Here is a 25,502-nt window from a genome sequence, read left to right on the forward strand (position 1 = left end):
ACAAGTGCCGCGATTACTGGAGTTTGGGAGGGTGATGGGCGCCACGAAGTCGGTGCGTTCCGCCGTAGGAGAGTGGGTCAACCGCACCGCCCTCCACACTCCGGCGCGCCTCGCGCTTGGCGCCTTCGCCATCATCGTCTTCTTCTTCGCAACCCTGTTGATGATTCCCGGGGTCACGGTGGACGGCAAGGGCACCCATTTCATCGACGCGCTCTTCGTGTCCACGAGCGCGGTGTGCGTGACGGGCCTGTCCACGATCGACATCTCCACCCACTTCAACCCGTGGGGGCTCGCGATCATCGCCGCGGCCATCAAGGTGGGCGGCCTTGGCATCATGACGCTCGCGTCGCTCGTTGGCCTCGCGGTCTCTCGCCGCATCGGCCTCACGCAACGCATCCTTGCCGCAGGCGAGGCCCGTGCATCTGGGCTGGGTGACGTGAAGTCGCTACTCGCGATTGTGGTGGTGGTGTCTACAGCCACCGAGCTCCTCATTGGCGCCATCCTCTTTCCCAGATTCCTAACCCTTGACTATGGGTTGGGCCGCTCTGCCGGCTTCTCGGCGTTCTACGCCATCTCCTCCTTCAACAACGCCGGCTTCTCCCCCGACCCCGTTGGCCTGTACCCCTACTCAAGCGATCTGTGGATGCTGGTGCCGATCGCGGGCGGAGTCTTCCTTGGCGCGCTCGGCTTCCCCGTGTATTTCAATCTGCTGCGCGCGTGGCGCACCCCCAAGAAGTGGACCCTGCACACCAAGCTCACGGTCACGATGGTGCTGGTGCTGTCGACCGTCTCCGCGTCGTTCCTGCTGCTGTTCGAATGGGACAACCCGGGCACCCTTGGCAGCGAGAGCACGATGGCGACGATCGGCAACGTGTTCTTCCAGTCCATCAACCAACGCTCCGGCGGGTTCTCATCCTTCAACATCGGCAACGCGACCCAACAGACCTGGCTGCTCGAGGACGTGCTGATGTTCATCGGCGGCGGCTCCGGCGGTACAGCCGGAGGTATCCGGACCACGACGCTTGCCGTGCTGTTATTGGCGATCTGGGCCGAGGCGCGCGGCCGCCGCGACATGGAGGCGTACGGGAAGCGCATTGGCACCGAGGTGCTTCGCCTGGCGGTGTCCGTCACGCTCGTGTCTCTGTTCATCGTCATCGTCGGCACGGTCGTGTTCATGTCGGTTACGGGGATCGCGCTTGACCGCGCGCTGTATGAAGTGGTGTCCGCCTTTGCCACGTGTGGCCTCAGCACCGGCATCACCGCTGACCTCAACTACGGCGGCAAAGTGACTCTCATCGTGCTGATGTACGTGGGCCGCGTAGGCTCGCTCACGGTGGTCGCCGCGCTAGCGTTGAACCGGCAACGGCGTGTGATCCGCTACCCAGCAGAAAGGCCCCTCGTTGGCTAAGAACGAAACTTCCTCGCGTGGCGTGCTCGTGGTTGGCTTGGGCCGGTTTGGCTCTGCCGTCGCCGACACCCTGGACAACATGGACGTCGAGGTGCTCGCGGTGGACAAGGACTCGCGCCTCGTAGAGCGCTGGTCAAAGCGCATCCCCGTGGTGGAGGCGGACCTCGCGGATCCGCTCGCGCTCGAGCAGATCGGCGCCTCAGACTTCTCGGCAGCCGTGGTAGGAATCGGCAACGAGCTCGAAGCCTCCGTGCTCATCACGGGAAACCTCGCGGACTTTGGCATCAAGGAAATCTGGGCAAAGGCCATCTCGGCCGAGCACGGCCGCATCCTTGAGCGCATCGGCGCCCACCACGTGGTGCTTCCAGAGGCGGCAACTGGCGTTCGCGTTGCCCACTCCGTAGGCGGCCGCATGATCGACTACATCGAGGTCGAGGACGGCTTCACGATCGTCAAGATGCGGCCACCGCTTGAGACCCATGACTTCTCACTGGGGAAGCTCGATCTCCCTGGTAAATACGGCGTGCAGGTCATCGGCGTGAAAAGCCCCGGCCACGCCTTCGAGTACGCCACCCCTGACACCATCGTGCGGCCCGATGACCTGCTGGTGGTCGCCGGCGAGGGCGAACTTCTCGAACGCTTCGCGCAGCGTCCGTAGAACTGCAGCGTCCCACAAGGCGACGGCACACCCAAGACTGACACCAGCGTCGGCCCCCAGGAGATCATCCCGGGGGCCGACGCTGTGTCTCACCTCAGTTCGTGAGGGTCTGCAACCAGAACTGGTAGGACGTGTCAGTGCTCGACGGGGCAGTCGAGTTCGCCTTCACGATTCCGTTGGACTGCACCTGGAGGTAGCGTCCGTTGGAGTCCTTGATGCGGTACTTGGTGCCGGCCACCTGCTCCATCGTGAATCGCGCGGCGGTGGTGGTGGAGGTCTGGTCGGCCTTCAACTGCGTGGTGCTGGTGCCCACATACTTGTTGCCGTTGCGGGCCTTGAAGTACGTGTACGAGCCAGACGTCACTCGTGACATTTGCTCCCACACACCGACGTCCTGACCGGCCGCCTGCAGGTTCCCCGAGTTGTTCACGTTGACGTACTTGCCGTTCGAGACCGACGTCAGCGCTGTGATCTTGGAGTTCGAGATGCACCATGCTGGGGCGCCGCTCACCGACGCGGCACCATCGGCAGACCGCTGCGTCTTCACGAATCCGTTGTCCACCGCGTAGAGGCACTCGGAGTGCAAGACCCTGTTGCGGGGCTGGTTCTCATTCGCGGCCGGTCCGTCGTGATACACCAGCACTAGGCGGTACGTGCCATCCGGAGCCTTCACCTGCTCAATTGTTGCCTGGTTGGTCCACTCTGTGGACGAACCGCACATGATGATTCCGCGGTACTGGTACGGACCGGTTACGGTGCTCGCCGTGGCGTACGCGATCACCTCGTTCGAGGTGTTGGGCTCTCCGTTTGCGGATGTGCACCGTGACGGCACAATGCTCGGCTTGGCGGCGAACACCAGCAGGTACGGCCCCGGCATTCCTTCGTTTGCTGTCTTCGCAAGCGACAGCTGCCCGGTGTGGAACAGCTCGCCGCCCTCGATGTAGGGCCTGCCGATGTCGATCTGGTGCGTGGTGGGGTACTTCTTCACGCACGTGCCGAGCGCATCGGTTCCCGAGTTGAGGCCCCGGATGTCAAGCCAGGCCTCATTGGGGTCGTGGAACTGCTGCACGGTCCACTGGTTGGTCATCTTTCGGATAGACAGGCCGCCACACGAGCTCGCGTCGCCATCGGCCCACAGCAAGTAGTCGTCGAACTCGTGGTCCCAGTAGGTGTTGTCGGCGGCGGACGTGTTGGTGAAGACGTCCGGGTCGCTCATGTAGAGCGGATACCGGTCCTTGAACCTGTCGATGTCCGCGGCCGTAGGAATGCCGAGGATCTGCTGGTTCGCGTTCCCACTTGGCAGGCCCCAGATCGCAGTGTTGCCATACCCCGAGTACGGGTTGTTCGCGTATGTCACCCAGATGCGCGAGGAGAACCTATCCTCTTTGTCGAGCAGGTCCGGGGTGTAGAGGAAATAGTTCTCAACCGGGCGCTCAGCGCGGCCGCCTGGGGTGATGAGCGTACGAACCGACGGCGCCCACAAGTGCTTGGTTCCAGACAGCGTTTGGATGTTGCCGTTGACGACCTTCTGCAGCTTCGTCTCATTGAGGGCCGCGGTGATCGTGGTCCACTTGAGACCGTCGCTCGAGAAGAAGGCTCGAGTGGTGCTCATGGGGTAGTAGTTCTCGCCCAGTTGACCTTTGCGCAGCGGAGCCTCGCCGAGGTCTTGGGACGTCACCATGCAGTAGCCCTTGTTGTAGGGCGACACGGGGTTGTAGCACTCAAAGTAGGACGGGTCCGACGCATTCGACGACGACGCGAAGTCGGCATCAACGTCAGCCTGCGCTGGGATCGTGAGCGCGAAGCTCGTGAGCCCCACGCCGATGATGGCCGCGGCACTGATGAGCGCGCGGCGGCGGGTTTGAGTCATTGGTCACTCCATTGTGGCTGGCGCGTCCCTGCCGGCGGCGAGGACGGCCCGACGCCGTGGCTGGCTGAAGCTGAGGGGTCTCCGCCAGTCCACGGCGTTGGGCGTGACGACTATGGGCGAAACGGAATTTGTTCGTCAACACGACAAATTCGCTTACCACTGGTAGATTTCGACGCACGCCAAAGAGGTATAGGTTCGAAACGATTCGCGATACTTTCGCACCTCGAAACACCTGGTAACGGCTAGGGTGCACGATACTTTCGGGCCAGCACCCGGCCAGCCCCAACGAAACGGCTAGATGACCCCAAACGCGATCATCGCGTCGGCCACCTTGGTGAAGCCGCTGATGTTCGCGCCCACCACGTAGTTGCCCGGGGCGCCGTACTCTTCTGCCGTGGCGGCGCAGCGCTCGTGGATGTCACGCATGATGACGTGCAGGCGCTCCTCGGTGTACGCGAAGTTCCACGAGTCGCGAGACGCGTTCTGCTGCATCTCAAGCGCCGAGGTGGCCACCCCGCCCGCGTTTGCCGCCTTGCCCGGAGCGAAAGCCACGCCTGCGTCCTGGAAGGCGCGCACAGCGTCGGGCGTGCAGGGCATGTTGGCGCCTTCCGCAACCGCCACCACACCGTTGCGAATAAGCGATGCCGCATCTTCCGCGGTGAGTTCGTTCTGGGTAGCGCACGGCAGAGCGACGTCGCACGGCACATCCCACACGCTGCCGCCCGTGACGAGGCGTGCGCCTCCCCCGCGCTCATCGACGTAGTCGCTGACGCGTCCCCTGCGCTTCTCCTTGATGTCCTTCATGAGGTAAAGGTCGATGCCGTCCTCGTCCACGACGTACCCGCTGGAATCCGACATCGCGATCACGCGGCCGCCCAACTGGTACACCTTCTCCGCAGCGTAAATCGCCACGTTTCCGGAGCCCGAAACGACGGTCTTGACCCCATCGAGCGAACGCCCACGGCGCTTAAGCATCTCGTCAACGAAGAAAACGGTGCCGTACCCCGTGGCCTCCGTGCGCACCTGCGAGCCGCCCCACGTGAGGCCCTTTCCGGTCAGCACGCCGGATTCGTACTGATTGGTAATGCGCTTGTATTGGCCAAAGAGGTAACCGAGCTCGCGGCCGCCAACGCCGATGTCGCCCGCAGGAACGTCCGTGTACTCGCCGATGTGCCGGTAAAGCTCCGTCATGAAGGACTGGCAGAAGCGCATGACCTCGGCATCCGAACGGCCCTTGGGGTCAAAGTCAGAGCCGCCCTTGCCGCCGCCGATGGGCATGCCCGTGAGTGAGTTCTTGAAGATCTGCTCAAAGCCTAGGAACTTGACGATGCCCAGATACACGCTGGGGTGGAAGCGCAGTCCGCCCTTGTACGGGCCAAGGGCAGAGTTGAACTCCACACGGAAGCCGCGGTTGAGCTGCACCTCGCCCGCGTCGTCGACCCACGGCACCCGGAAGATGATCTGCCGCTCCGGCTCGCACATGCGGCGGATGATCGCGGCATCCGCGTAGTGCGGGTGCTTGGAGACCACGGGGCCAAGGCTCTCGAGCACCTCGCGCACCGCCTGGTGGAACTCGGCCTCACCAGGGTTCCGGCGAACTACTTCTTCGAAGACAGGGGTCAAGCGGTCATGCAGGTCGGTCACAGTAGGCCCTTCACGCGACGGGAGTCGCGGCAATAATCGTCAGGTTGCGGGTGCCTTTGGGCGCGTCAATGGTGGCGACGTCGCCCACGTAGAGGCCGTTGATGGCGGCGCCCAGTGGCGATTCAGGGGAGTACACGGCAACATCGAGCGACTCGTCGTTGCCCAAGAGAGTCCGCGAGCCGATCACGAACTCCGTGATGGAGGCGTCGTCCTCGAAGCGCACGGTCACGCGCATTCCCGGCTCCACGAGGCCGTCGTCCGGCTTGGTGGTTGCCTCCGCGCGCGCAATCAGGGCGCGCAGCTCCGCGATGCGGGCAAGCTCCGCCGGGGCGGCGGTGTGGGGGTTGAGGCTAGCGAGTTCGTCCCGTAGGCGCTGCAGCGCCGCAGGCGTGAGCCACACGGTTTCAGTCGTCATGAGGTGCTCCCTTGCACAAAACCCCCGCGAGTGCGGGGGTACCGAGCCATGCTAGCCCAGCCACAGCGTCGGGCAGGCCGCGTGCCCCATGTTGTGCCTGGCAAACGGCAAGAACCTGCGTAACCAAGGCGTGACCTAACCGAGACACCCCCGCGCTTCTTTGCTGCCAAGCGTCTCAATAACATGACCACCATGACCACCACCGCTGGTGCCGCGATGACGCGGTTTCGCCTCGCAGCACTTGTGTTGCTCGTTGTGCTCGCAGGAGCACTTCTCGCGGGTTGCTCGTCGAGCGCCGATGGCCTGGCATCCGCGGCAGGCGCGCCGGTGATCGAGGCCGACGCGGGCGCCGACTCCGCCGCGAATGGGGACGTTTCCAATGAGACTCCTGCCTCCAGCCGCTCGATGATCGTGACGGGGTCCATGTACATGACCGTGGACAAGCCACTCGAGGCGGCAGACCAGGCGTCCACGATGGTGAACGACGCGGGCGGGCGTGTGGATGCGCGATCGGAGACCGCCGCGGACGAGTGGAACGGGGCCTCGGCGAGCCTCGTACTCCGCATCCCCGCATCCAAGCTAGACGCTGTCGTGGAGCAGCTGCGCTCCCTTGGCACGGTTGACCAATTCGAGACCACGGCCTCGGACGTCACCAATAAGGTCACGGATCTCGACGCGAAGATCTCCACCCTTCGCGCCTCCACGCTGCGCATCGAAGGGCTGCTCGCGGACGCCAAGGATATCGCCGACATCATCAAACTCGAGAACGAGCTGGAGTCCCGCCAGGCGGAACTCGAGAGCCTCGAGGCGGAGCAGCGCGGGCTCAACGATCAGGTGTCGCTGTCGACGATCGAACTGTCGCTCACCACGGTTCCGGTGGAGGCTGCGGACGAGTCCTCGAGCACCTTCGTTGACGGCCTCGCTACCGGCTGGAACGGGCTCGTGAACTTCTTCTCCGTGGTCCTCGTGGCGCTTGGGGTGCTGCTTCCGTGGCTCGTGGTGTTCGGCGTGATCGGCGTTGCGGTGATTGCCGTGGTGCGGTGGCGCAAGTCGCGTGCCGGCAAGGTCGACGCGCAGCCGGCCGCACCGGTGGCCGAGGAGCCCCTCGACGAGGTGACGACAGCGCCGTAGGCGACAACAGCGTTGGCCAATCCCACCCGTGGGCGCGCCCCAGCAATAGCATGTGGCCACCGGCGCGAAGGGGCGTCGGCAGAAGGAGCACCACGTGACCGCGACCACCGACATGTACGGCAACCCCACTCCAGTGACGCGAAAGATCCGATCCTTCGGCTCGGAGCCCACGGTCGCAATCACAGGGACCGGGATCGCGACCCTCGCCCAGGTAGCCTTCCTAACCTACGCCGTCCTCGTTGAGCGCGGGGTCGCCGACACCGACCAGGCGACCTGGGTCGTATGGCTCGCGGTGATCGTGATCGGCATGCTCACCGGCTACGGAACGTTGCTGCGCTGGATGTTCGCGGTCCGCTCTCGCTTGTTGCTTGCCGGCTACGACAGCCCCGCCCCGTGGAAGCTCTGGGCGGCGTGGATCATTCCCATCTACAACTTCTGGGGTCCATACAAGGTCTTCGGTGCGTTCCGCGTTCGAGTTCGCCGTCCCTCCGCTTGGGCGGCGCCGACGTGGTGGACCGCGTGGGTGGTGTTCCTTGTCGTCGACAGGATCTACAGCCGGATTCCAGAGACGAACGCGCTCACGACCGGGCTGCTCGTTCTGTCAATCGTCGCGATCGTCGCCGCGTATGCTGGTCTCGTTGTGCTCATCCGCGAGATCTCCGCGAGCTTTGTCCCTCGGCCGGCTCAATAGCGGCTCAGTGGAAAAACACAACGCCGGGCCGGTTCCCTCCTCCGGCCCGACGCTGTGGTGAACTAAACGCGCGCCTCCACCTTCACGGTGGCACCGGCAGGCGCGTACGGCACGTGGTTGCCCTCGATGGGCTCGCCGTCGACAGTGAGCGACGCACGGCCGGAACCCGAGTTTGTCACGTGGATCTCATAGGTGGCTCCGCGCACCTGACGACGCACGGTGAACTCGCCAACTTCCGCGCCGATGCACGGGTCAACGACGAGGCCGTCGTAGTCGGGGCGCACGCCAAGCAGGTACTGCGACACGGTCACGAAGTTCCACGACGCCGTGCCCGTGAGCCACGAGTTCTTGGCCTCGCCGTGACGCTGCGCGTCCTTGCCTGCGATCATCTGCGCATACACGTAGGGCTCGAGGCGGTGCACCTCGGAGATCTCCTCGCGGTACGCGGGAGTGATCTGCTTGTAGTACTCCCACGCGTACTCGTTCCGGCCAACAATCGTCTCCGCGATGATGATCCACGGGTTGTTGTGGCAGAAGATGCCGGCGTTCTCCTTGTACCCGGGCGGGTAGCTCGAGACTTCGCCAAGCTCCACGTGGTACTCGGTGAACGCGGGGTTGAGCAGCACGATGCCGTGGGGGGTGTTGAGGCGCTCGCGCACCGAGTCGAGAGCCTGGATGGCCTTGCCGTCCTCGAGGCCCACGCCGCCCATGATGCAGTAGCCCTGCGGCTCGATCCAGATCTTGGCCTCTGCGTTCTCGTCGCCGCCCACCACGTTGCCGTAGTAGTCGTACGCGCGACGGAACCACGCGCCATCCCAGCCGTGATCCACTACGGCCTGCTTCATCGCAGAGACGGCCGCTTCGGCACGTGACGCCTCCGCCTCGTCTCCACGGCGTCGGGCAAGCGCGGCGTAATCCGGGCCAATGGCGCAGAACATGCCCGCAATGAACACCGACTCCGCGACGCCGCCCGCCTGGTTCTCCGTGGTCTGGAAGGACTCACCGGGGGTGGTGGAGAAGCAGTTGAGGTTGAGGCAGTCGTTCCAGTCGGCGCGGCCGATGAGCGGCAGCCCGTGGGGCCCCATGTTGTGCAGCGGGTGGTCAAAGGACCGCTTGAGGTGGTCCATGAGCGACGTCGCCTTGGACTCGTCGTTGTCGAACGGCACGGACTCGTCAAGGATCGCGAAGTCGCCGGTCTCCTTGATGTAGGCCGCGACGCCGGCGATGAGCCACAGCGGGTCGTCGTTGAAGCCCGAGCCGATCGCGTTGTTTCCGCGCTTCGTGAGGGGCTGGTACTGGTGGTACGCGGAGCCGTCCTCGAACTGCGTGGACGCGATGTCGATGATGCGCTCGCGAGCCCGCTCAGGGACCAGGTGCACAAAGCCAAGCAAGTCCTGGTTGGAGTCGCGGAAGCCCATGCCGCGGCCAATTCCCGTCTCAAAGTACGAGGCAGAACGCGACATGTTGTAGGTCACCATGCACTGGTACTGGTTCCAGATGTTGACCATGCGGTTGAGCTTGTCGTCGCCGGATTCCACCATGTACGAGCCCAGCAGGTTGTCCCAGTACGCGTTGAGCTTGGCGAACTCGGCGTCCGTGGCCTCGTTGGTGGCGAAGTGCGCGAGCAGCTCGCGGCCGCCCTTCTTGTTGACGACGCTGGGGGCCTCCCACTTGTCGTCTGCCGCGTTCTCGAGGTAACCGAGCACGAACGTGAACTGCTTGGACTCGCCCGGCTCAAGCTCAACGGAGAGCTGGTGCGAGCCGATCGGGTACCACCCGGACGCCACGGAATTAGTGGCCTTTCCGGTGTGAGGCACCACAGCTTCGTCGAAGCCGTTTCCGTAGCCGAGGAACGAGTCGCGGTCCGTGTCAAAGCCCGCGACGGGCGCGTTCACGCCGTAGACCGCGTAGTGGTCACGACGCTCGCGGTACTCGGTCTTGTGATAGATCGCGCCGTCCTCAACCTCGACCTCGCCGATGTTGAGATTGCGCTGGTAGTTGGTCTGATCGTCCTCGGCGTTCCACAGGCAGAACTCGATGAAGCTGAACAGCTGCAGGGACTTGGCCGCGTCGCTCGTGTTGGTCAGCGTGACCTGGTGGATCTCCGCGTTGATGTCCACGGGCACAAACAGCAGCACCGAGGCCTCGACGCCCCCGCGCGCTCCCGTGATGCGCGTGTAGCCCATGCCGTGACGCGTCTCGAAGCGGTCGAGCTCGGTCTTGTACGGGCGGTACGAGGGGCTCCACACGTCGCCACCGTCGTTGATGGAGAAGTAGCGGCCGCCGTCGTCAACGGGAATGTTGTTGTAGCGGTAGCGCGTGAGGCGACGCATCTTGGCGTCGCGGTAGAAGCAGTAGCCACCGCCCATGTGGGACACGAGCCCAAAGAAGTCTTGAGCGCCCAGGTAGTTGATCCACGGGTAGGGGGTGTGCGGCGTCGTGATGACGTATTCGCGGGCTTCATCGTCGAAGTGACCGAACTGCATGACATCCCTTCCTCAGGATGGTTAGAGGCAACCAATGGCCAAGCGTAATGCTCCGCTCGAAACGTTGCGACCGCGTAACCGAAACGTTATGGAAACGCCCGTGCCTTGGCCACCCCAGCGTCGGGCCGTGGGAGGCGGTAGGTTTGCCGCATGCTTCTCTCCGATCGCGACATTCGCGCCGAGATCAATGCCGGGCGCGTGGTGCTTGACCCCTACGACCCCGAGATGATTCAACCGTCCTCCATCGATGTGCGCCTCGACAAGTTCTTCCGCGTTTTCGAGAACCACCGCTACGCCGCGATCGACCCCGCCGCCGAGCAGGCCGAGCTCACGCGGCTCGTGGACGTGGGCAGCGAGGGGCCGTTCGTGTTGCACCCCGGCGAGTTCGTGCTCGGCTCCACGTTTGAGTCCGTGGTACTGCCCGACGATGTGGCAGCAAGGCTCGAAGGCAAGTCCTCGTTGGGTCGCCTTGGGCTTCTCACGCACTCCACGGCCGGCTTCATCGACCCTGGCTTCGAGGGCAACGTGACCCTGGAGTTGTCGAACACCGCGACGCTGCCGATCAACCTGTGGCCGGGAATGAAGATTGGCCAGCTGTGCTTCTTCCGGCTGTCCTCCCCCGCGGAGAATCCGTACGGCTCCGCGAAGTATGGGTCGCGCTACCGCGGCCAGCGCGGGCCAACGGCCTCGAAGAGCTACCAGAACTTCCACCGCACGGACGTGTGACCCACCACTGCCATCGCGTGTGAGTGGATTCCCGAGAATCGGGGGTCAGATTCCTTAGAAATCTACTCACAGCTGACGCAATCGGGCCCGAACTACCTGTCTGACCGTCTCGCGACACCAGGCGGGACGCCGCGTCAGGTCGTCGTGCGTGAACCGAATGGTGATGTAGCCAGCAGCGGCAAGTTCGATGTCTCGCCGCCGGTCGCGCTCGCGGGCTTCGGCGCTCCCGTGATACTTGTGTCCGTCGAACTCGAGGATCACGCGCGCACGACGTAGTAGCGCGTCGGCCCGCCGAAAAGTGCTCGAGTCCTCGATTCGCGCCTGCCACTCAATGTCCTGCCACTCCGGACCGGTGAAGACCTGGGTGCGGGCGATCGCCTCAAGCGGAGAGGTCATACCAGCCGAAACCGCGTCGAGAATGCACCGTAGCGCGCCCCGGTTCTTCACCCGCGGCATCCGCGCGAGCTCTCGCAGCGCAGCTTTCGCCGTGGTGGCTCGCGCCCATAGTGCCTCGTACACGACTGTGTCGCGCGACGAAGGGGAAGCAGCCTGCCAGGCGTCGACCAGTGCGCGCTCGGCAGCAACGCACCGCACTCCTTGCGGCAGCTGGCTGGTCAGAATGGGAGCGCGTTGCCACACCACCACCCCGTCAACCGGGGCAAGTCGGACGCCGTAGGGCACCACTGCGTAGGCGGTCGCTGGCGCGCGAAGTCCGGAAGCCATGAGATGGAGCGCGAGTGCGCCCGTCACGTGAAGCTGCGGGTTCCAGAGTGCCAGCGCGAGTCCGCGCACTCGCGGCTCGGTCGCGAGCGCGCGGTGGGCAATGACGCCAGGCAAGACGGATATCGCCGCTCCGCTGGAGACGACCGCGCGTGGAGCCCACGCTCCCCATCGTGCCGCGAGGTCAGCGACCCGATGCGGTTCACCGCTGGCCTCCAGCCACGCCGCAAGTTCCCGAGTTGACACTGGACCAGCCAACAGGAAGCGGGCGCGTGCCGCGCACGCCCTGTGGACAACTGCCCTGTGAGTAGATTCGCAAGGATTGCGGCGAGGATTCCTCAAAAATCTACTCACGGCAGCGAGGATCGGGCGTTGTGTGACGTTGGCCGCATCGCATTGCGAGCGAGCGCCGGGTTCGAGCACACTCGCCCCATCACCAGTCCATGCTGAGGGGGTTCCCATGACCACACGTCGTACTTTCCGTGCCGTCGCCGCCGCGACTACGGCGGCCTTCTTGCTCGCCGGTGCGGGGTTATCCGCCGCGTCAGCGGCGCCCGCTGGCACCCACGAGCTCGTGCCCACGAAGACCTACGCCAACTGCACCGCGCTCAAGAAGGTCTACCCGGGCGGCGTCGCCAAGTCCAAGTCCACCGTGAACAAGGTGAACGGCAAGAAGAAGAACGGACTCAAGAAGAACACCAAGGTGTCCGCGACGCTCTACGCGCAGAACAGCAAGATGGACCGCGACAAGGACGGCTGGGCCTGCGAGTAGCGGAGCGGTGAGGCGCCCGCCTACGCCCGGACCACCCGGCGAGCGGCAACCTGCGCTGATATCTTGTGGCGACGGCCCAGAAGGAAGGCACAGTTCGCATGAAGGCCCCTCGGACGGTGGGCGCTATCGTCGTTACCCTCGTTCTCAGCGCCGCGGTGGCGCCAGGGGCGAACGGCGAGCCGGGCGACTTCGTCGCCTTCGGGAGCGCAGCGATCGAGCACTGCGTGCAAGAGGCGCTCGGCCTTGGATCGACCGAAGCTGTGCCGCGCGATGAGTTCGCCTCGCTCACGAGTCTCGACTGCGAGACTTACCAAGTCGAGTCGCTCACAGGCCTGGAGGCCGCGACGCGCCTTGAGCGCCTCAGACTTTACGCGAATTTCCAGTTGTGGGGCGTCCCGGAAGGCGACCCCGGAAGAGACGAGTACCTCGACACTTACTTTTCACCCATCGGCGCACTAGGCGCGTTACGCGAACTAGAGATCTCCTCCATTCCACAAGGCGTCAATGCCGCGCGGATCTTGGAGGCGCCAATCGAGACGATTGCGGTCAGTGTCGGAGACAGCACTGCCACACAAGGATTGGGATGGTTGAGCGGCTCGACCACCCTTAAGGGCCTAAGCGTCTGGGCGAGCGGACAGCAAGTCGACGTCGCGCCACTCGCGTCGCTCACGACTTTGGAGCGCCTGCGGTTCGAGAGATTCGCCTCTGGCTCCGCGACGTCGCTCGCCAGCCTGATAAATCTCCAGACTTTGGAACTCCCCGGGGCCAATCTCACCGACTGGAACGCGCTGACTACGCTCACGGATCTCCGCGCGGTGGACCTGAGCAACTCCAACGTCGACGCGGTCGACTGGCTCGGCGGCGCGCCGCTCACGTGGCTGTCTCTCGACGAGACGACAGTCACAGACCTCGACGTACTCGCCGACGCGACCGCACTCGAATACGCCTCGCTGCGCGGCCTGGGGATAGAGCACATCAACTTCCTCGCCGACCACGGCGACCTCTCAGAGCTTCACCTCGACGACAACCAGATCACGAGCCTCGCCCCATTGGCCGACTCGACTGGACTAGTCACCCTGACGCTCGACAACAACGAGGTGGAGGACATCTCGGTCCTGTCGACCCTCCCTGCACTCACGACCGTGCGGCTCGACCACAATCGCGTGACCGACGTTTCGCCGCTCGCGTCGCTTCCGATGTTGGGCGATTGGTCAGCGCACGACGAGCGCGGCACCCTGCCGCCCATCGCGGCGTGCGTACAGCACACAATGACCGCTGGGACTGACATCGACGGCACCGCCCGCCCACTTGTCGCACGAGACGGTGTGTACGACGAAGTTAGCTTCGTGGTGCCATTTAACGGCGCGGTCTCGTTGCGTACGCGCGGCGGCTCCAACTTCTCCGCGACGTTCGAGTCGGAAGCTTACGGCCACGACGAGCCGTGCCCGTGGCCCGAGGAGTATTTGCCTACGATGAGCTTCCCGTCCCAACTCGTTGTGGGACAGGTCGCGAGCATCGAACTGGCCGCGTGGGGCACGAGGCGCGTCGAGCCCACCTACCGATGGACCGTCGGAGACGGCACGGACTCTACCTACACACGATCTGTCATCCCGCTCGCGAGTGGAATCGGTTCGACGGTCACGCCGAGCGCTATCACGAGAGCCGACGGCATGGCGACCGTGATCGTATCCGGCGAGCCACTGACAGTCTTGGGCGTCCTCCCCGAGGACATCGGCCTGCAGTTCGTCGAGTCGCCGACTGCAGGGATGACAGCGGCGCCGTGGCCCCTCTTCAAGATCAAGGACGCCACGTGGACATGTGAGTGGATCCTCAACGGCGTGACTGTCCCGACCAACGGGTCATGCTCATGGGCGGTGCCCACATCAGCAATCGGAAAGTCGCTCGTGGTGCGGGCAACCGCATCGAAGACCAACTACCTTCCGCGCACCTACGTGTCGGCGCCAGAGATCGTCCTGCGGAACGACTGGAAGGTGCGAGGCAAAGGCAGCATCTCCGGCACGCCCGACGTCGGCAAAGTCCTCACGGCGGTGCCACCTGCTTTCACACCGAGCCCAACCGCCTACTCGTACGTGTGGATGCGCGACTCGTGGGCGATCGACGGAGCGAACGCAAAGACCTACACGCTCACCGCGGCCGACGCAGGGAAGAAGATTTCGGTCGTGATCTACGGCGAGCGCGCGGGATACCTGCGCACGTCGGTCGAGACGCCCATGGTGAGTGTGAAGAAGTACTTCACGTCGAAGCCGACGCCCGCCGTCTCCGGCACCATGGCCGTCGGCTACACGCTCACCGCCACCAAGGGCACCTGGTCACCCGCGCCCACGAGCTACAAGTACCAGTGGTACCGCGCGGGCAAGGCGATCTCCGGTGCCACAAAGTCCACCTACAAGACCGTCACGGCCGACGGCGGCCACACCATCACAGTCAAGGTCACCGCCACGAAGTCCGGGTACACCACCACATCAAAGACAAGCGCAAGCGTGATGATCCTCAAGGCCCTCACGTCCAAGCCAACCCCCACAATCACCGGCACGGCGAAGGTCAAGTCCACACTCACCGCGAAGAGCGGCACCTGGGGTCCGGGCACCGTCACGAAGAGTTACCAGTGGTATCGCAACGGCAAGGCGATCTCCGGCGCTACGAAGAGCACCTACAAGGTCTCCGTGAAGGACGCGTACGCGAGCATCACCGTCAAGGTGACCGGCAAGAAGGCGGGATACCTCACGGCGAGCCGAACGTCCAAGGCGACAAAGCCGTTGGGCATCAAGTACGCCAACTGCACGGACCTGAAGAAGGACTATCCCGGCGGCGTCGCGAAGAGTTCGTCCACCAAGAACCTTGTCAGAGGGGTAGCCGAGGGAGGCATCCTCTCGACCACGTACGTCTCGTCGAGCCTCTACTCGCTCAACGCCTCGCGCGATGCTGACAAAGACGGCTGGGCCTGCGAGTAGCGCCAACACGCTAGGCTGGCCTCACACGACAGGGGAGCGCCACCGCCTCACATGAGACGGCAAAGGGCGCTGAGAGTGCGGACCAGCCGCAGACCCTCGAACCTGATCCGGCTCGCACCGGCGTAGGGAGTCGAGTCTCGTCCCCTCCTTTAGAGGAGGCATTCATGCGCACCTTGCGCGTTGCAGTTCCCGTCATCGCCGTCGCAACCCTCGCGGCGTGCACGTCCACGCAAGACCCGGCCACGCCGTCGGGCAGCGCGCAGCCAGCGGATACGGAAGTCACCGTTGTCACCCATGACAGCTTTGCGGTGCCCGACGCTGTGGTCGCCCAGTTTGAACGCGACACTGGCATCAAGGTCACCTTTGTTGCCCCCGGCGACGCGGGCGCGATGGTCAACCAGCTGATCCTCACCAAGGATGCGCCGCTCGGTGACGTCGCGTACGGCGTGGACAACACGTTCGCGAGCCGCGCCCTCGATGAGGGCGTCTTCGCGGACTACACGTCGAGCGCCCCAGCCGCGGTGGACGCCGCCCAGTACGCGATCGAGGGCAGCGAGGCGCTCACGGCCGTGGACTTCTCCGACGTGTGCCTCAACTACGACCTCGCCTACTTCGAGGACAACGGCCTCGCGGTGCCTCAGACGTTCGACGACCTTCTGAAGCCCGAATACAAGAGCCTCGTCAGCGTCACGAACCCCGCCACCTCCAGCCCTGGCCTCGCCTTCTTGCTCGCGACCATCGCGGCCAAGGGCGACGGTTGGCAGGACTACTGGAGCGCCCTCGTCGCGAATGACGTGCGCGTCACCGCGAGCTGGTCGGACACGTACTACACGGACTTCAGCGCTCCCAACTACGGCGGCGACTACCCCATCGTCCTCAGCTACGCCTCGTCCCCGCCCTTCGAGGTCATCGACGGCGAGCCCACCACAGCCGCCCTGCTCGACACGTGCTTCCGGCAGGTGGAGTACGTGGGAGTGCTCGAGGGCGCCAAGCATCCCACCGCGGCCGGCAAGGTCGTTGACTGGATGTTGAGCGACGAATTCCAGGCCGCCCTCCCCGAGAACATGTACGTCTACCCCGTCTCGAGCGCCGTCGAGGTGCCCGCGGACTGGGCAACGTACGCGCCGCTCGCAAGCGCACCGTGGTCCGTTCCCGCCGCCGACATCGCGGCCAACCGCGATCAGTGGATCAAGGACTGGACGGCGGTGGTGACCCCCTGATCCACGCAGCGCGGGGGCACGCGCGCCGCCACCTTGCGTGGGCGGCGGTGGTCGCGTTGCCCGTGGTGTTCTTGGCCGTGTTCTTCGCATGGCCGCTGCTCACCGTCTTGCGGCGGGGCCTCGCGGGCACGGGTACGGGCGCGGCGTGGGACGTGCTCGCCTCTCCAGGGGTGCCCGACGCTCTGGTCACCACCCTTGCGCTCGCGGCTTTGGGGACGGTGGGCTCGGTAGCCCTCGGCGTGCCTGCGGCGTGGGCGCTGTACCGGTTGCGGTGGCGCGGTCAGGTGGTGGCAAGGGCGATCGTTGCGGTGCCGTTCGTGCTGCCCACCGTGGTGGTGGCCGCCGCGTTCGGCGCCCTGTTCGCGAAGCGCGGGCTCTTGGGGTTCACGCACCTCGATCAGTCGATGACCGCGATCGTGCTCGCGCTGGTGTTCTTCAACGTGTCCGTGGTGGCGAGGGTGGTCGGCAGCGCGTGGGCCGCACTTGATCCCGGGGCTCAACTGGCAGCGCGCACGCTTGGGGCGAGCCGGTGGAGAGCGTTCCGCACCGTGACCGTGCCCGCGCTCGCGCCGGCGCTTGGCGCCGCCGCTGCCGTGGTGCTGCTGTTCTGCTCCACGTCGTTCGGCATCGTGCTGGTGCTGGGTGGCACGCGAGTGCGCACCATCGAGACGGAGATCTACTTCCAGGTGAACCAGTTCCTCGACCTTCATGCGGCCGCGGTGCTTGCGATCGTGCAGTTGGTGTTCGTTGCGGCAGCGCTCGCGTTGGCGTCGTGGGCCCGGCGCGGGCGCGACCGCGTGGCCACGGGTCGCGAGCTTGACGGCTCTCGGCCCGCGCGCGGGGCCGATGGCCCATGGCTCGTGCTCTCGGTGGCGGCCGTTGGTGCACTCATCGTGCTGCCCGCGGTTGCGCTCGTGGAGCGGTCGCTTCGCGTCGCCGGCGGCGGGCACTCGCTCGCCAACTACGGGGCGCTGTTCACCCAGCCTGCTCAGTCCGTGCTGCCGGTAAGCGTGGCGCAAGCGGCGCTCAACTCCACGGTCACCGCGCTCATCGCCGCGGCGATCGCGGCCGCGCTCACGGTGGCCGTGTCCGCCGCGACGGTGCGCGGGCCGCGCTGGGCACGGTGGATCGACGCGGTGGCGATGGGACCGCTTGGCGTGAGCGCCGTGGTGATTGGCCTTGGCATGCTCTTGACGCTCAATCGCGAGATTGCTGGCGTAGACCTGCGCACCTCGTGGTGGCTGGTGCCGCTCGCGCAAGCCGTGGTGGCACTGCCGCTCGCGGTGCGCATCCTGGTGCCCGCAACGCGGGCTATCGATCCGCGCCTCCGTGCCGCGGGGGCCAGCCTTGGCGCCAGCCCGTGGCGCGTGTGGCGCACGGTGGACTGGCCGTTGCTGCGAGGCCCTGTTGCCCTCGCGGCCGGCTTTGCCTTCGCGATCGCCATGGGCGAGTTTGGCGCCACCGCGTTCGTGGCGCGCCCTGACCGCCCCACCTTGCCGCTCGCGATCGCGCGTCTGCTTGGGCGGCCGGGGGCCGAGAATGTGGGCATGGGATTCGCCGCCGTCGTCTTGCTCGCGCTGCTCACCGCGGCGGTGATGCTCACCACCGAACGGCTGCGCACCCGGGTGAGGGCTGACGTATGACCGGCCTGCGCGTCAGCGACCTGACCGTCACGTATCCCGGCCGGCCGCCCGTGGTGGCGGTAAACCACGTGGACCTCGAGGTGGCTCGAGGCGAGATCGTGGCGCTCCTTGGCCCGTCCGGCTGCGGAAAGTCATCACTGCTTGGCGCCATCGTGGGAACCGTGGAGCCCGCCTCCGGCAGCATCACATTCGACCACGAAGACGTGACAAGGCTCCCCATTCACCGCCGCGGCTTTGGCCTCGTGTTCCAGGACGGTCAGCTGTTTCCCCACCTCACGGTTGCCGGAAATCTCGCCTACGGCATCCCGCACCTCTCGCGTGTGGAGCGCGAGGCGCGCGTGCAGGAACTACTGGAACTGGTTGGTCTTGACGGGCTTGACCACCGCAAGGTCACCGAACTCAGCGGTGGCCAGCGCCAGCGCGTTGCCCTTGCGCGATCCTTGGCACCGAGTCCTCGACTGCTGTGCCTCGACGAGCCACTCAGCTCACTCGATGCCGACCTCCGCGAGCGCCTAGCCGACGACCTCGGCGAAGTCCTCACAGCGTCGGGCACTACCGCGCTCATGGTGACGCACGATCCCGAGGAGGCAACGCGCGTGGCCGCGCGCGTACTGCGCATGCGAGACGGTGTCATCGCCCCCTGATCTCGTGTGGAATCTCTCACTTGGGGTTGATATTCCTGGCCGGTTTGCCGATAACCGTAGGACAACGCCCCAAAGGAGACGATGCCGTGCGCCTGCAGAAGAGCCAGTTTGCCCGACTCGCCATGACGACGTTCGCGCTCGTGGCTATGCTCGCGGGGTTGCAGTTCGCGCTACCTGCTCCGGCGCAAGCGGCGGACGCGGCGGACTTCGATCCCGGCATGCTGATCACCGATTCCGCCTTCTTCAACGGCTCGGCGATGACCGCACAGCAGGTTGATGACTTCATCGACAACCGCAACCCTGGCTGCCTCACCACGGTGTGCCTAGAGAACTACAAGGAGAACGTGACCGCAAAGGCGGCCACCTCCAAGTGCAAGGCGATCCCGGCGGCTACTAAGCAGACGGCGGGCCAGATCATCTCCACGGTGGGCAAGGCGTGCGGGATCAGCCCCAAGGCGATCCTCGTGATCCTCCAGAAGGAGCAGAGCCTCGTCACGAACCGCACGCCAAGCGCGCGCTCCTTCGCCTACGCGATGGGCGCCGGATGCCCAGACTCCACGGGCTGCAACACCCCGTACCAGGGCCTTTACGGCCAGGTGTACTACGGAGCCTCGCTGCTCAAGGGCTACACACTCCCCTCCTCGAGCAACTACACCCGGTACCAGGCCGGCAAGACGTCGAACATCCTTTACGACACCACGGCTGGGTGTGGAACGCGCGCGGTGTTCGTGCGCAACCAGGCCACGCACGCGCTGTACGTGTACACGCCGTACACACCAAACAAGGCGGCGCTCAAGAACCTGTACGGCACGGGCGACTCATGCTCGGCATACGGCAACCGCAACTTCTGGCGCATGTACATCGACTGGTTCGGCGCCACGGGCGTCTACGGCGAGACCGAGATCATCGAGTTCTGGAACGCCAACGGCGGCGGCTCAGGAGCGATCGGCGAGATCAAGGCAGCCCCCGTACTGAACAAGGCGAGCGGGGGAGGCTACTACCAGGCCTTCGCGAACGGCACTATCGCATGGACCAGCGCTGAGGGCGCCGCGCTCGTGGCCAAGCCTCTCAACACCTTCTGGCTCAAGACGACGATCGAGACGGCGGGCTGGCCCGTGCAGTCAACCGTGACGTCGACGGCCGGTGGCGGCGGAGTGCTGCAGAGGACCACCAAGGGCACGATGGTTCAGCCAACGGGCCTCAGCGCCATGTTCATGAAGTCCGGATTCACCGCGGCGTGGGAGGCCTACGGCGGCCCCGGCGGTTTCGTCGGCTGGCCAAAGGCGGACAAGACCACGCTTCGCACCGGGCTGTACACGCAGCAGTTCGACAACGGCCTGGTGTTCGCAGACGGCACGGTGTACGGCTGGGTGCACAACACGCTTGTGGCCGACTACCTGGCGCGCGGCGATGTCGCGAGCGCGCTTGGCTGGCCCACCGGAAACTACGCTCCCTCGACCGCGGCCGGCGGCATTGGCTCGCAGCGTTTCAAGAACGGCATGCTGCTGAACTCCACGGACTACGGAATCCGCGCCGTGACCGGCCCCATCTTTGCCGCGTACGCCAAGGTGGGCGGCCGCGCGAAAATCGGCTGGCCAACCTCGGAGGTGTACCAATACGGCGACACCGCGTACACGGTGCAGGACTTCGAGAAGGCAAGCATCATCTCCGACGGCACGGCCACCGCGATTGTGGCCAAGGACCTCGTGGACGCGGCTATCGCCAATGGCGTGTTCGGCGGCAAGCTGGGGCTTCCCACAGGACTTCCCGCGACGTCGAGCGCGAACGGCGGCGGCGTGGCGCAGAACTTCGTTGGCGGGAAGCTCGCGAAGGCAACCGATGGCGAGGCCGCCTTTGTCTACGGCGGCCTGCTCACGGCGTGGAACGCCAAGGGGCGCACGTCAGGGGTCTTGGGTTGGCCAACGGCAGCGCGCTACAAGGACCCGGTGCTGGGCACCACCAACCAGGACTTCCAGGGCGGAACCGTGTTCCACAACAACAAGAAGTGGGCTGCGGTGGGGACCAACTTCGTCGAGGCTGCCCGCGCGCGCGGCGTCACTACGGACGCGCTCGGCTGGCCGCTCGCCGATGTTGTGAAGACGTCGAAGAACGGCGGCGGCGAGGTGCAGACCTTCACCGTTGGCACCCTCACGTGGCAGAAGTCGAAGGGCAACTTCTTGGTGCCGACCACGGTGTGGGCGGCGGTCAAGGCCAACGGCGGTGTCTCTGGTTCCAAGATCGGCTGGCCCACCGCGGAGGCGTCATGGAACGCGGCGAAGAAGACCTACACGCAGAAGTTCCAGTTCGCGACCATCACGTGCGTGACGGGCAAGACGTGCACGGTGAAGGCGACGTCCTAGCAGTCGCACGCGATGCGCTGGCCCGCCGCGGGTAGCGGTGAGGTCAGCGCGTCCACGGGATAGGTGGCGTCAACGGTCACGCTCGCCCCGGTCGCGTCTGTGACCACCTTGTCGACGGGCAGCCCCTCGCGCGCCCAATACTCGAAGCCGCCGATCATCTCCTTGACCGCGTAGCCGAGCTCGCTGATGATGAGCCCCGCGCGCGTGGCCCCGTTGCACCCTGGGCCCCAGCAGTAGACGACGAACTGGGTGTCCGCGGCGAACTCGGCGGGGATCCGCGAAGGCATGTCGGGCTTAGGGATGTGCACGGCCCCCCTCGCGTGACCCTGCTCCCACGCCTCGAGGCTGCGCGTGTCCACGAGCACAACGCCGGGTTCTTTCGCCTCGAGCGCCGCGTGCGCATCACTGACGTCCGTCTCAAAGGCGAGTTTGGCGCGGAAGTGGGCTGCAGCGTCGGCTGGGCTTGTCATGGGCCCGACGCTACGGCCAGCAGGCAGGGCCAGTCCAGACATATGTGGCCGGGTTTGCAGACTTGAGTCAAGTTCACTCAACTTTTTGCTCACAGGGCTTGACAGCGTCGGGCCGCAGACGTAAGTTGAGTCTAGGCCGCTCAACTATTTGAGCGAGCACTTTTTCAAGGAGGACATCACATGTCACGTGCAGTAGGAATTGACCTCGGCACCACCAACTCGGTGGTTGCCGTTCTTGAAGGTGGCGAGCCCACCGTCATCGCCAATGCAGAGGGCGCCCGCACCACCCCGTCGGTGGTCGCGTTCTCCAAGACCGGCGAGGTTCTGGTTGGCGAGATCGCCAAGCGCCAGGCCGTCACCAACGTTGACCGCACCATTCAGTCGGTCAAGCGCCACATGGGAACGTCGTGGTCTCAGGAGATCGACGACAAGAAGTACACCGCGCAGGAGATCAGCGCCCGCATCCTGGGCAAGCTCAAGCGCGACGCAGAGGAGTACCTGGGCGAGAAGGTGACGGATGCCGTCATCACCGTCCCCGCGTACTTTAACGACGCCGAGCGCCAGGCTACCAAGGACGCCGGCGAGATCGCGGGACTCAACGTGCTCCGCATCGTCAACGAGCCCACCGCGGCCGCACTCGCGTACGGCCTCGACAAGGGCAAGGAAGACGAGCTCATCCTCGTGTTCGACCTCGGTGGAGGCACGTTCGACGTCTCCCTGCTCGAGGTGGGCAAGGACGAGGACGCCTTCGCGACCATCCAGGTGAAGGCCACCGCGGGCGACAACCGCCTAGGCGGCGACGACTGGGATCAGCGCGTTGTTGACCACCTGGTCAAGGAGGTCAAGAACTCCGAGGGTGTTGACCTGTCCAAGGACAAGGCGGCCGTGCAGCGCCTCCGCGAGGCGGCAGAGCAGGCCAAGAAGGAGCTCTCGTCCGCGCAGCAGACCACCATCTCGCTCCAGTACCTGTCGATCGGCGAGAACGGCCCCGTGCACCTTGACACCAAGCTCACGCGTGCGCAGTTCCAGCAGATGACGCAGGACCTGCTCGAGCGCACCAAGGCGCCGTTCCACCAGGTCATCAAGGACGCTGGCATCAAGCTCAGCGACATCGACCACGTTGTGCTCGTTGGTGGATCCACCCGCATGCCCGCCGTGACCGAGCTCGTCAAGGAGCTCACCGGCGGCCAGGAGCCCAACAAGGGCGTCAACCCTGACGAGGTGGTTGCCGTTGGCGCCGCCCTGCAGGCAGGCGTCATCAAGGGCGAGCGCAAGGACGTGCTGCTCATCGACGTCACTCCCCTGAGCCTCGGCATCGAGACCAAGGGCGGCGTGATGACCACGCTGATCGAGCGCAACACAGCGATCCCCACCAAGTCGTCCGAGGTGTTCTCGACGGCTGAGGACAACCAGCCGTCCGTGCTCATCCAGGTCTACCAGGGCGAACGTGGGTTCGCGCGAGACAATAAGCTGCTCGGCACCTTCGAGCTCGGCGGCATCGCGCCCGCCCCGCGCGGCGTGCCGCAGATCGAGGTCACGTTCGACATCGACGCCAACGGCATCGTCCACGTGCACGCCAAGGACCGCGGTACCGGCAAGGAGCAGTCCATCACCGTGACTGGCGGCTCGGCCCTGTCCAAGGAGGACATCGAGCGCATGGTCAAGGACGCCGAGGCCCACGCCGACGAGGACAAGGCCCGTCGCGACGAGGCGGAGACCCGCAACAACGCGGAGACCTTCGCCTACTCCACGGAGAAGATCCTCGCGGAGAACGAGGACAAGGTCCCCGCGGAGGTCGCCGACGACGTCAAGGCAGCGATCGCAGACGTCAAGACCGCGCTCGAGGGCACGGACGTTGACGCGGTGAAGACCGCCCACGAGACCCTGGTCACGAAAGCGCAGAAGATCGGCGAGGCCGTCTACGCTGCCCAGCAGGCAGAGTCCGCGTCCGGAGCTTCGGAGGGTGCCTCCGAGGCCCCCGCCGAAGACGACGTGGTTGACGCCGAGATCGTTGACGAGGACGAGCAGAAGTAACCAGGCACGGCCCGACGCTGTGGTGACCACAGCGTCGGGCCTCACCTAGGTTCAAGGAGACTTCCCATGAACGACCACACCGGTTTCAACACTCCGGACGACGAGGGCGCGGAAGATGCGTTGAGCGAGGCGGCGTCGATCATCGACGGCGCGGCAAGCGTCATCGACGCCAACCACGACGGCGAAATCAGCGCGGACGAGATCGCCACGGCCGATGAGGCGGGCGCGTTCTCCGCTCTCGACGCCGCTCAGACCAAGGCGGCGGAGCACCTCGCGGACCTGCAGCGGCTCCAGGCCGAGTACGTCAACTACCGCAAGCGCGTGGATCGCGACCGCGCCATGGCGTCGGAGCTCGCCACCGCGCGCACCGTTGAGGCGCTCATCCCTACGCTCGACGACCTCGCGGCTGCGCGCGAGCACGGCGACCTCGAGGACGGCCCGTTCGCGGCGATCGCGGCGAAGCTCGAGGCCGCGCTCGGGCAACTGGGATGGTCCAGCTTTGGCGCCGTTGGCGACGCGTTCGATCCCGTGCTTCACGAGGCGCTGCTGTCGCAGCCGAGCGCGGATGTGACAGAACCGACCATCACCACCGTCGCCCAGCCCGGTCACCGCATCGGCGAGCGCGTGCTGCGCCCTGCCCGCGTGATCGTGGCGCAACCCGAGTAACCCATTTCCACACCCATAAGGAGGCGCCGTGGCTAGCCAGGACTGGTTCAGCAAGGACTTCTACGCCACGCTCGGCGTCCCCAAGGACGCCGACGCCGCCGCCGTCAAGAAGGCGTATCGGCAGCTCGCCAAAGAGCTGCACCCGGACCGCAACCCAGGAAACGCCCAGGCAGAACAGCGCTTCAAGGACGTGGGTGAGGCCTACGCGGTGCTCTCCGACGCCGAACAGCGCAAGCAGTACGACGCGGTGCGAGCCATGGGCGGGGGCGGCCCCCGCTTCCAGGCTGGCGGCTCTGGCGGCTCGCAGGGCTTCGAGGACGTCTTTGGCGGAATGTTCGGCGGCGCCGGTGCCCAACAGGCCGGCAGCGCAGGATTCGACGACATCCTCAGCCAGATGTTCGGCGGCGGTGCGCGACGCGGGCCCCAGAAGGGTCCGGACATCGCCGCTGTGACGGAGGTGAGCTTCCGCGAGGCCGCTCAGGGCGCCACCGTGACGCTCGGCCTCGACGGGCAGCGCGTGTCCACGCGCATCCCCGTCGGCGTGCAGGACGGCCAGAAGATCCGCGTCCCCGGAAAGGGACGCGCGGGAGCCAACGGCGGCCCGCCAGGAGACCTTCTCCTCACCGTGCGTGTAGGAAAGCACCCCGTGTTCTCCTACGACGGCCTCAACCTGCGCGTCCAGGTGCCGGTCACCTACGCGGAGGCGGCGCTCGGCGCCACCATCCAGGTGCCAACCCTCACCGGCGACAAGGTGAGCGTTAAAGTGCCGGGGGGAACGCCGTCGGGCCAAATCTTGCGGGTCAAGGGACGCGGGCTCACAAGCCGCGACAAGACCGGTGACCTGCACGTGGCGATCGTTGTCGACGTGCCGCGCAAGCTCTCACGGCACGCCAAGCAGGCCGTCGAGGCGCTCGCCGAGCAGTTGAGCGACAACCCGCGCGACGCTCTCTACAAGGACGCCTCCAAGTAGCC

Annotated in this window: 20 protein-coding genes and 1 riboswitch; of the genes, 14 read left to right on the forward strand and 6 right to left on the reverse strand. The window is 65.5% G+C overall.

Translation table 11 applies throughout. The features are described from left to right. Positions 1-34 precede the first annotated feature (34 nt). Positions 35-1,408: a TrkH family potassium uptake protein gene (locus QM618_RS12320; protein ID WP_428099704.1), complete on the forward strand. Its 1,374-nt coding sequence runs from the start codon at positions 35-37 to the stop codon at positions 1,406-1,408. Next, complete coding sequence (locus tag QM618_RS12325) at positions 1,401-2,066, forward strand: potassium channel family protein (RefSeq protein ID WP_428099706.1); 666 nt, start codon at positions 1,401-1,403, stop codon at positions 2,064-2,066. The genes QM618_RS12320 and QM618_RS12325 overlap by 8 nt, the downstream gene beginning before the upstream one ends. Before the next feature lie 94 nt (positions 2,067-2,160). On the opposite strand, the gene QM618_RS12330 is transcribed toward QM618_RS12325, so the two are convergent. The 3 genes from QM618_RS12330 to QM618_RS12340 all read right to left on the reverse strand — a co-directional run bounded on the left by QM618_RS12330 (position 2,161) and on the right by QM618_RS12340 (position 5,995). Next, positions 2,161-3,936 carry a hypothetical protein gene (locus QM618_RS12330; protein WP_428099709.1) on the reverse strand — a complete coding sequence of 592 codons (1,776 nt, stop codon included), beginning with the start codon at positions 3,934-3,936 and terminating at the stop codon, positions 2,161-2,163. A gap of 294 nt (positions 3,937-4,230) precedes the next feature. Further along, complete coding sequence (gene gdhA, locus QM618_RS12335; protein WP_428099773.1) at positions 4,231-5,571, reverse strand: NADP-specific glutamate dehydrogenase; 1,341 nt, start codon at positions 5,569-5,571, stop codon at positions 4,231-4,233. Positions 5,572-5,590: 19 nt separating this feature from the next. Next, a complete protein-coding gene (locus QM618_RS12340) occupies positions 5,591-5,995 on the reverse strand; it encodes a GreA/GreB family elongation factor (protein WP_428099711.1) in 405 nt (134 codons plus the stop codon). Positions 5,996-6,187: 192 nt separating this feature from the next. Between QM618_RS12340 and QM618_RS12345 the strand changes: the two genes are divergently transcribed. Both QM618_RS12345 and QM618_RS12350 read left to right on the forward strand, forming a co-directional pair. Next, positions 6,188-7,126 (forward strand): DUF4349 domain-containing protein, encoded by a 939-nt coding sequence (locus QM618_RS12345; protein ID WP_428099713.1) that lies wholly within the window; start codon positions 6,188-6,190, stop codon positions 7,124-7,126. 94 nt (positions 7,127-7,220) lie between these two features. Next, entirely contained in the window at positions 7,221-7,817 is a 597-nt protein-coding gene (locus QM618_RS12350; RefSeq protein WP_428099715.1) for a DUF4328 domain-containing protein, read from the forward strand. Between the two features lie 62 nt (positions 7,818-7,879). Here the strand turns inward: QM618_RS12350 and QM618_RS12355 are convergent, their stop codons facing one another. Further along, complete coding sequence (locus QM618_RS12355) at positions 7,880-10,303, reverse strand: GH36-type glycosyl hydrolase domain-containing protein (RefSeq protein WP_428099717.1); 2,424 nt, start codon at positions 10,301-10,303, stop codon at positions 7,880-7,882. Positions 10,304-10,453: 150 nt separating this feature from the next. On the opposite strand from QM618_RS12355, the gene dcd reads away from it, so the two are divergent. Then, positions 10,454-11,029 (forward strand): dCTP deaminase, encoded by a 576-nt coding sequence (gene dcd / locus QM618_RS12360; protein WP_428099719.1) that lies wholly within the window; start codon positions 10,454-10,456, stop codon positions 11,027-11,029. A 66-nt stretch (positions 11,030-11,095) separates the two neighbouring features. Here the strand turns inward: dcd and QM618_RS12365 are convergent, their stop codons facing one another. After that, positions 11,096-11,866, reverse strand: coding sequence for a DUF559 domain-containing protein (locus tag QM618_RS12365; protein WP_428099721.1), 771 nt, complete (start codon positions 11,864-11,866; stop codon positions 11,096-11,098). A 343-nt stretch (positions 11,867-12,209) separates the two neighbouring features. On the opposite strand from QM618_RS12365, the gene QM618_RS12370 reads away from it, so the two are divergent. The 6 genes from QM618_RS12370 to QM618_RS12395 all read left to right on the forward strand — a co-directional run bounded on the left by QM618_RS12370 (position 12,210) and on the right by QM618_RS12395 (position 21,360). Continuing rightward, complete coding sequence (locus tag QM618_RS12370; RefSeq protein ID WP_428099723.1) at positions 12,210-12,521, forward strand: excalibur calcium-binding domain-containing protein; 312 nt, start codon at positions 12,210-12,212, stop codon at positions 12,519-12,521. Positions 12,522-12,619: 98 nt separating this feature from the next. Continuing rightward, a complete protein-coding gene (locus tag QM618_RS12375; protein ID WP_428099725.1) occupies positions 12,620-15,493 on the forward strand; it encodes an excalibur calcium-binding domain-containing protein in 2,874 nt (957 codons plus the stop codon). Between the two features lie 20 nt (positions 15,494-15,513). Further along, a riboswitch (TPP riboswitch) is annotated at positions 15,514-15,639 on the forward strand. Positions 15,640-15,657: 18 nt separating this feature from the next. After that, on the forward strand, positions 15,658-16,713 hold the full coding sequence (locus QM618_RS12380; protein ID WP_428099727.1) for a thiamine ABC transporter substrate-binding protein: 1,056 nt from the start codon (positions 15,658-15,660) through the stop codon (positions 16,711-16,713). Continuing rightward, positions 16,677-18,356, forward strand: a complete 1,680-nt coding sequence (locus tag QM618_RS12385; RefSeq protein ID WP_428099729.1) for an ABC transporter permease — start codon at positions 16,677-16,679, stop codon at positions 18,354-18,356. The genes QM618_RS12380 and QM618_RS12385 overlap by 37 nt, the downstream gene beginning before the upstream one ends. Continuing rightward, complete coding sequence (locus tag QM618_RS12390) at positions 18,353-19,000, forward strand: ABC transporter ATP-binding protein (protein ID WP_428099731.1); 648 nt, start codon at positions 18,353-18,355, stop codon at positions 18,998-19,000. Before QM618_RS12385 ends, QM618_RS12390 begins: the two co-directional genes overlap by 4 nt. An 86-nt stretch (positions 19,001-19,086) precedes the next feature. Continuing rightward, positions 19,087-21,360, forward strand: coding sequence for an LGFP repeat-containing protein (locus tag QM618_RS12395; protein WP_428099733.1), 2,274 nt, complete (start codon positions 19,087-19,089; stop codon positions 21,358-21,360). On the opposite strand, the gene QM618_RS12400 is transcribed toward QM618_RS12395, so the two are convergent. Next, a complete protein-coding gene (locus tag QM618_RS12400) occupies positions 21,357-21,830 on the reverse strand; it encodes a rhodanese-like domain-containing protein (RefSeq protein ID WP_428099735.1) in 474 nt (157 codons plus the stop codon). The genes QM618_RS12395 and QM618_RS12400 overlap by 4 nt on opposite strands. A 180-nt stretch (positions 21,831-22,010) precedes the next feature. Between QM618_RS12400 and dnaK the strand changes: the two genes are divergently transcribed. The 3 genes from dnaK (at position 22,011) to QM618_RS12415 (ending at position 25,500) form a co-directional block, all read left to right on the forward strand. Further along, on the forward strand, positions 22,011-23,864 hold the full coding sequence (gene dnaK, locus QM618_RS12405; RefSeq protein WP_428099737.1) for a molecular chaperone DnaK: 1,854 nt from the start codon (positions 22,011-22,013) through the stop codon (positions 23,862-23,864). 66 nt (positions 23,865-23,930) lie between these two features. Then, positions 23,931-24,530: a nucleotide exchange factor GrpE gene (grpE, locus tag QM618_RS12410; RefSeq protein ID WP_428099739.1), complete on the forward strand. Its 600-nt coding sequence runs from the start codon at positions 23,931-23,933 to the stop codon at positions 24,528-24,530. Positions 24,531-24,558: 28 nt separating this feature from the next. Beyond that, complete coding sequence (locus QM618_RS12415; protein WP_428099741.1) at positions 24,559-25,500, forward strand: DnaJ C-terminal domain-containing protein; 942 nt, start codon at positions 24,559-24,561, stop codon at positions 25,498-25,500. Positions 25,501-25,502: the final 2 nt, after the last annotated feature.

This window comes from Demequina sp., from assembly GCF_049841215.1.
Lineage (GTDB): Bacteria > Actinomycetota > Actinomycetes > Actinomycetales > Demequinaceae > Demequina.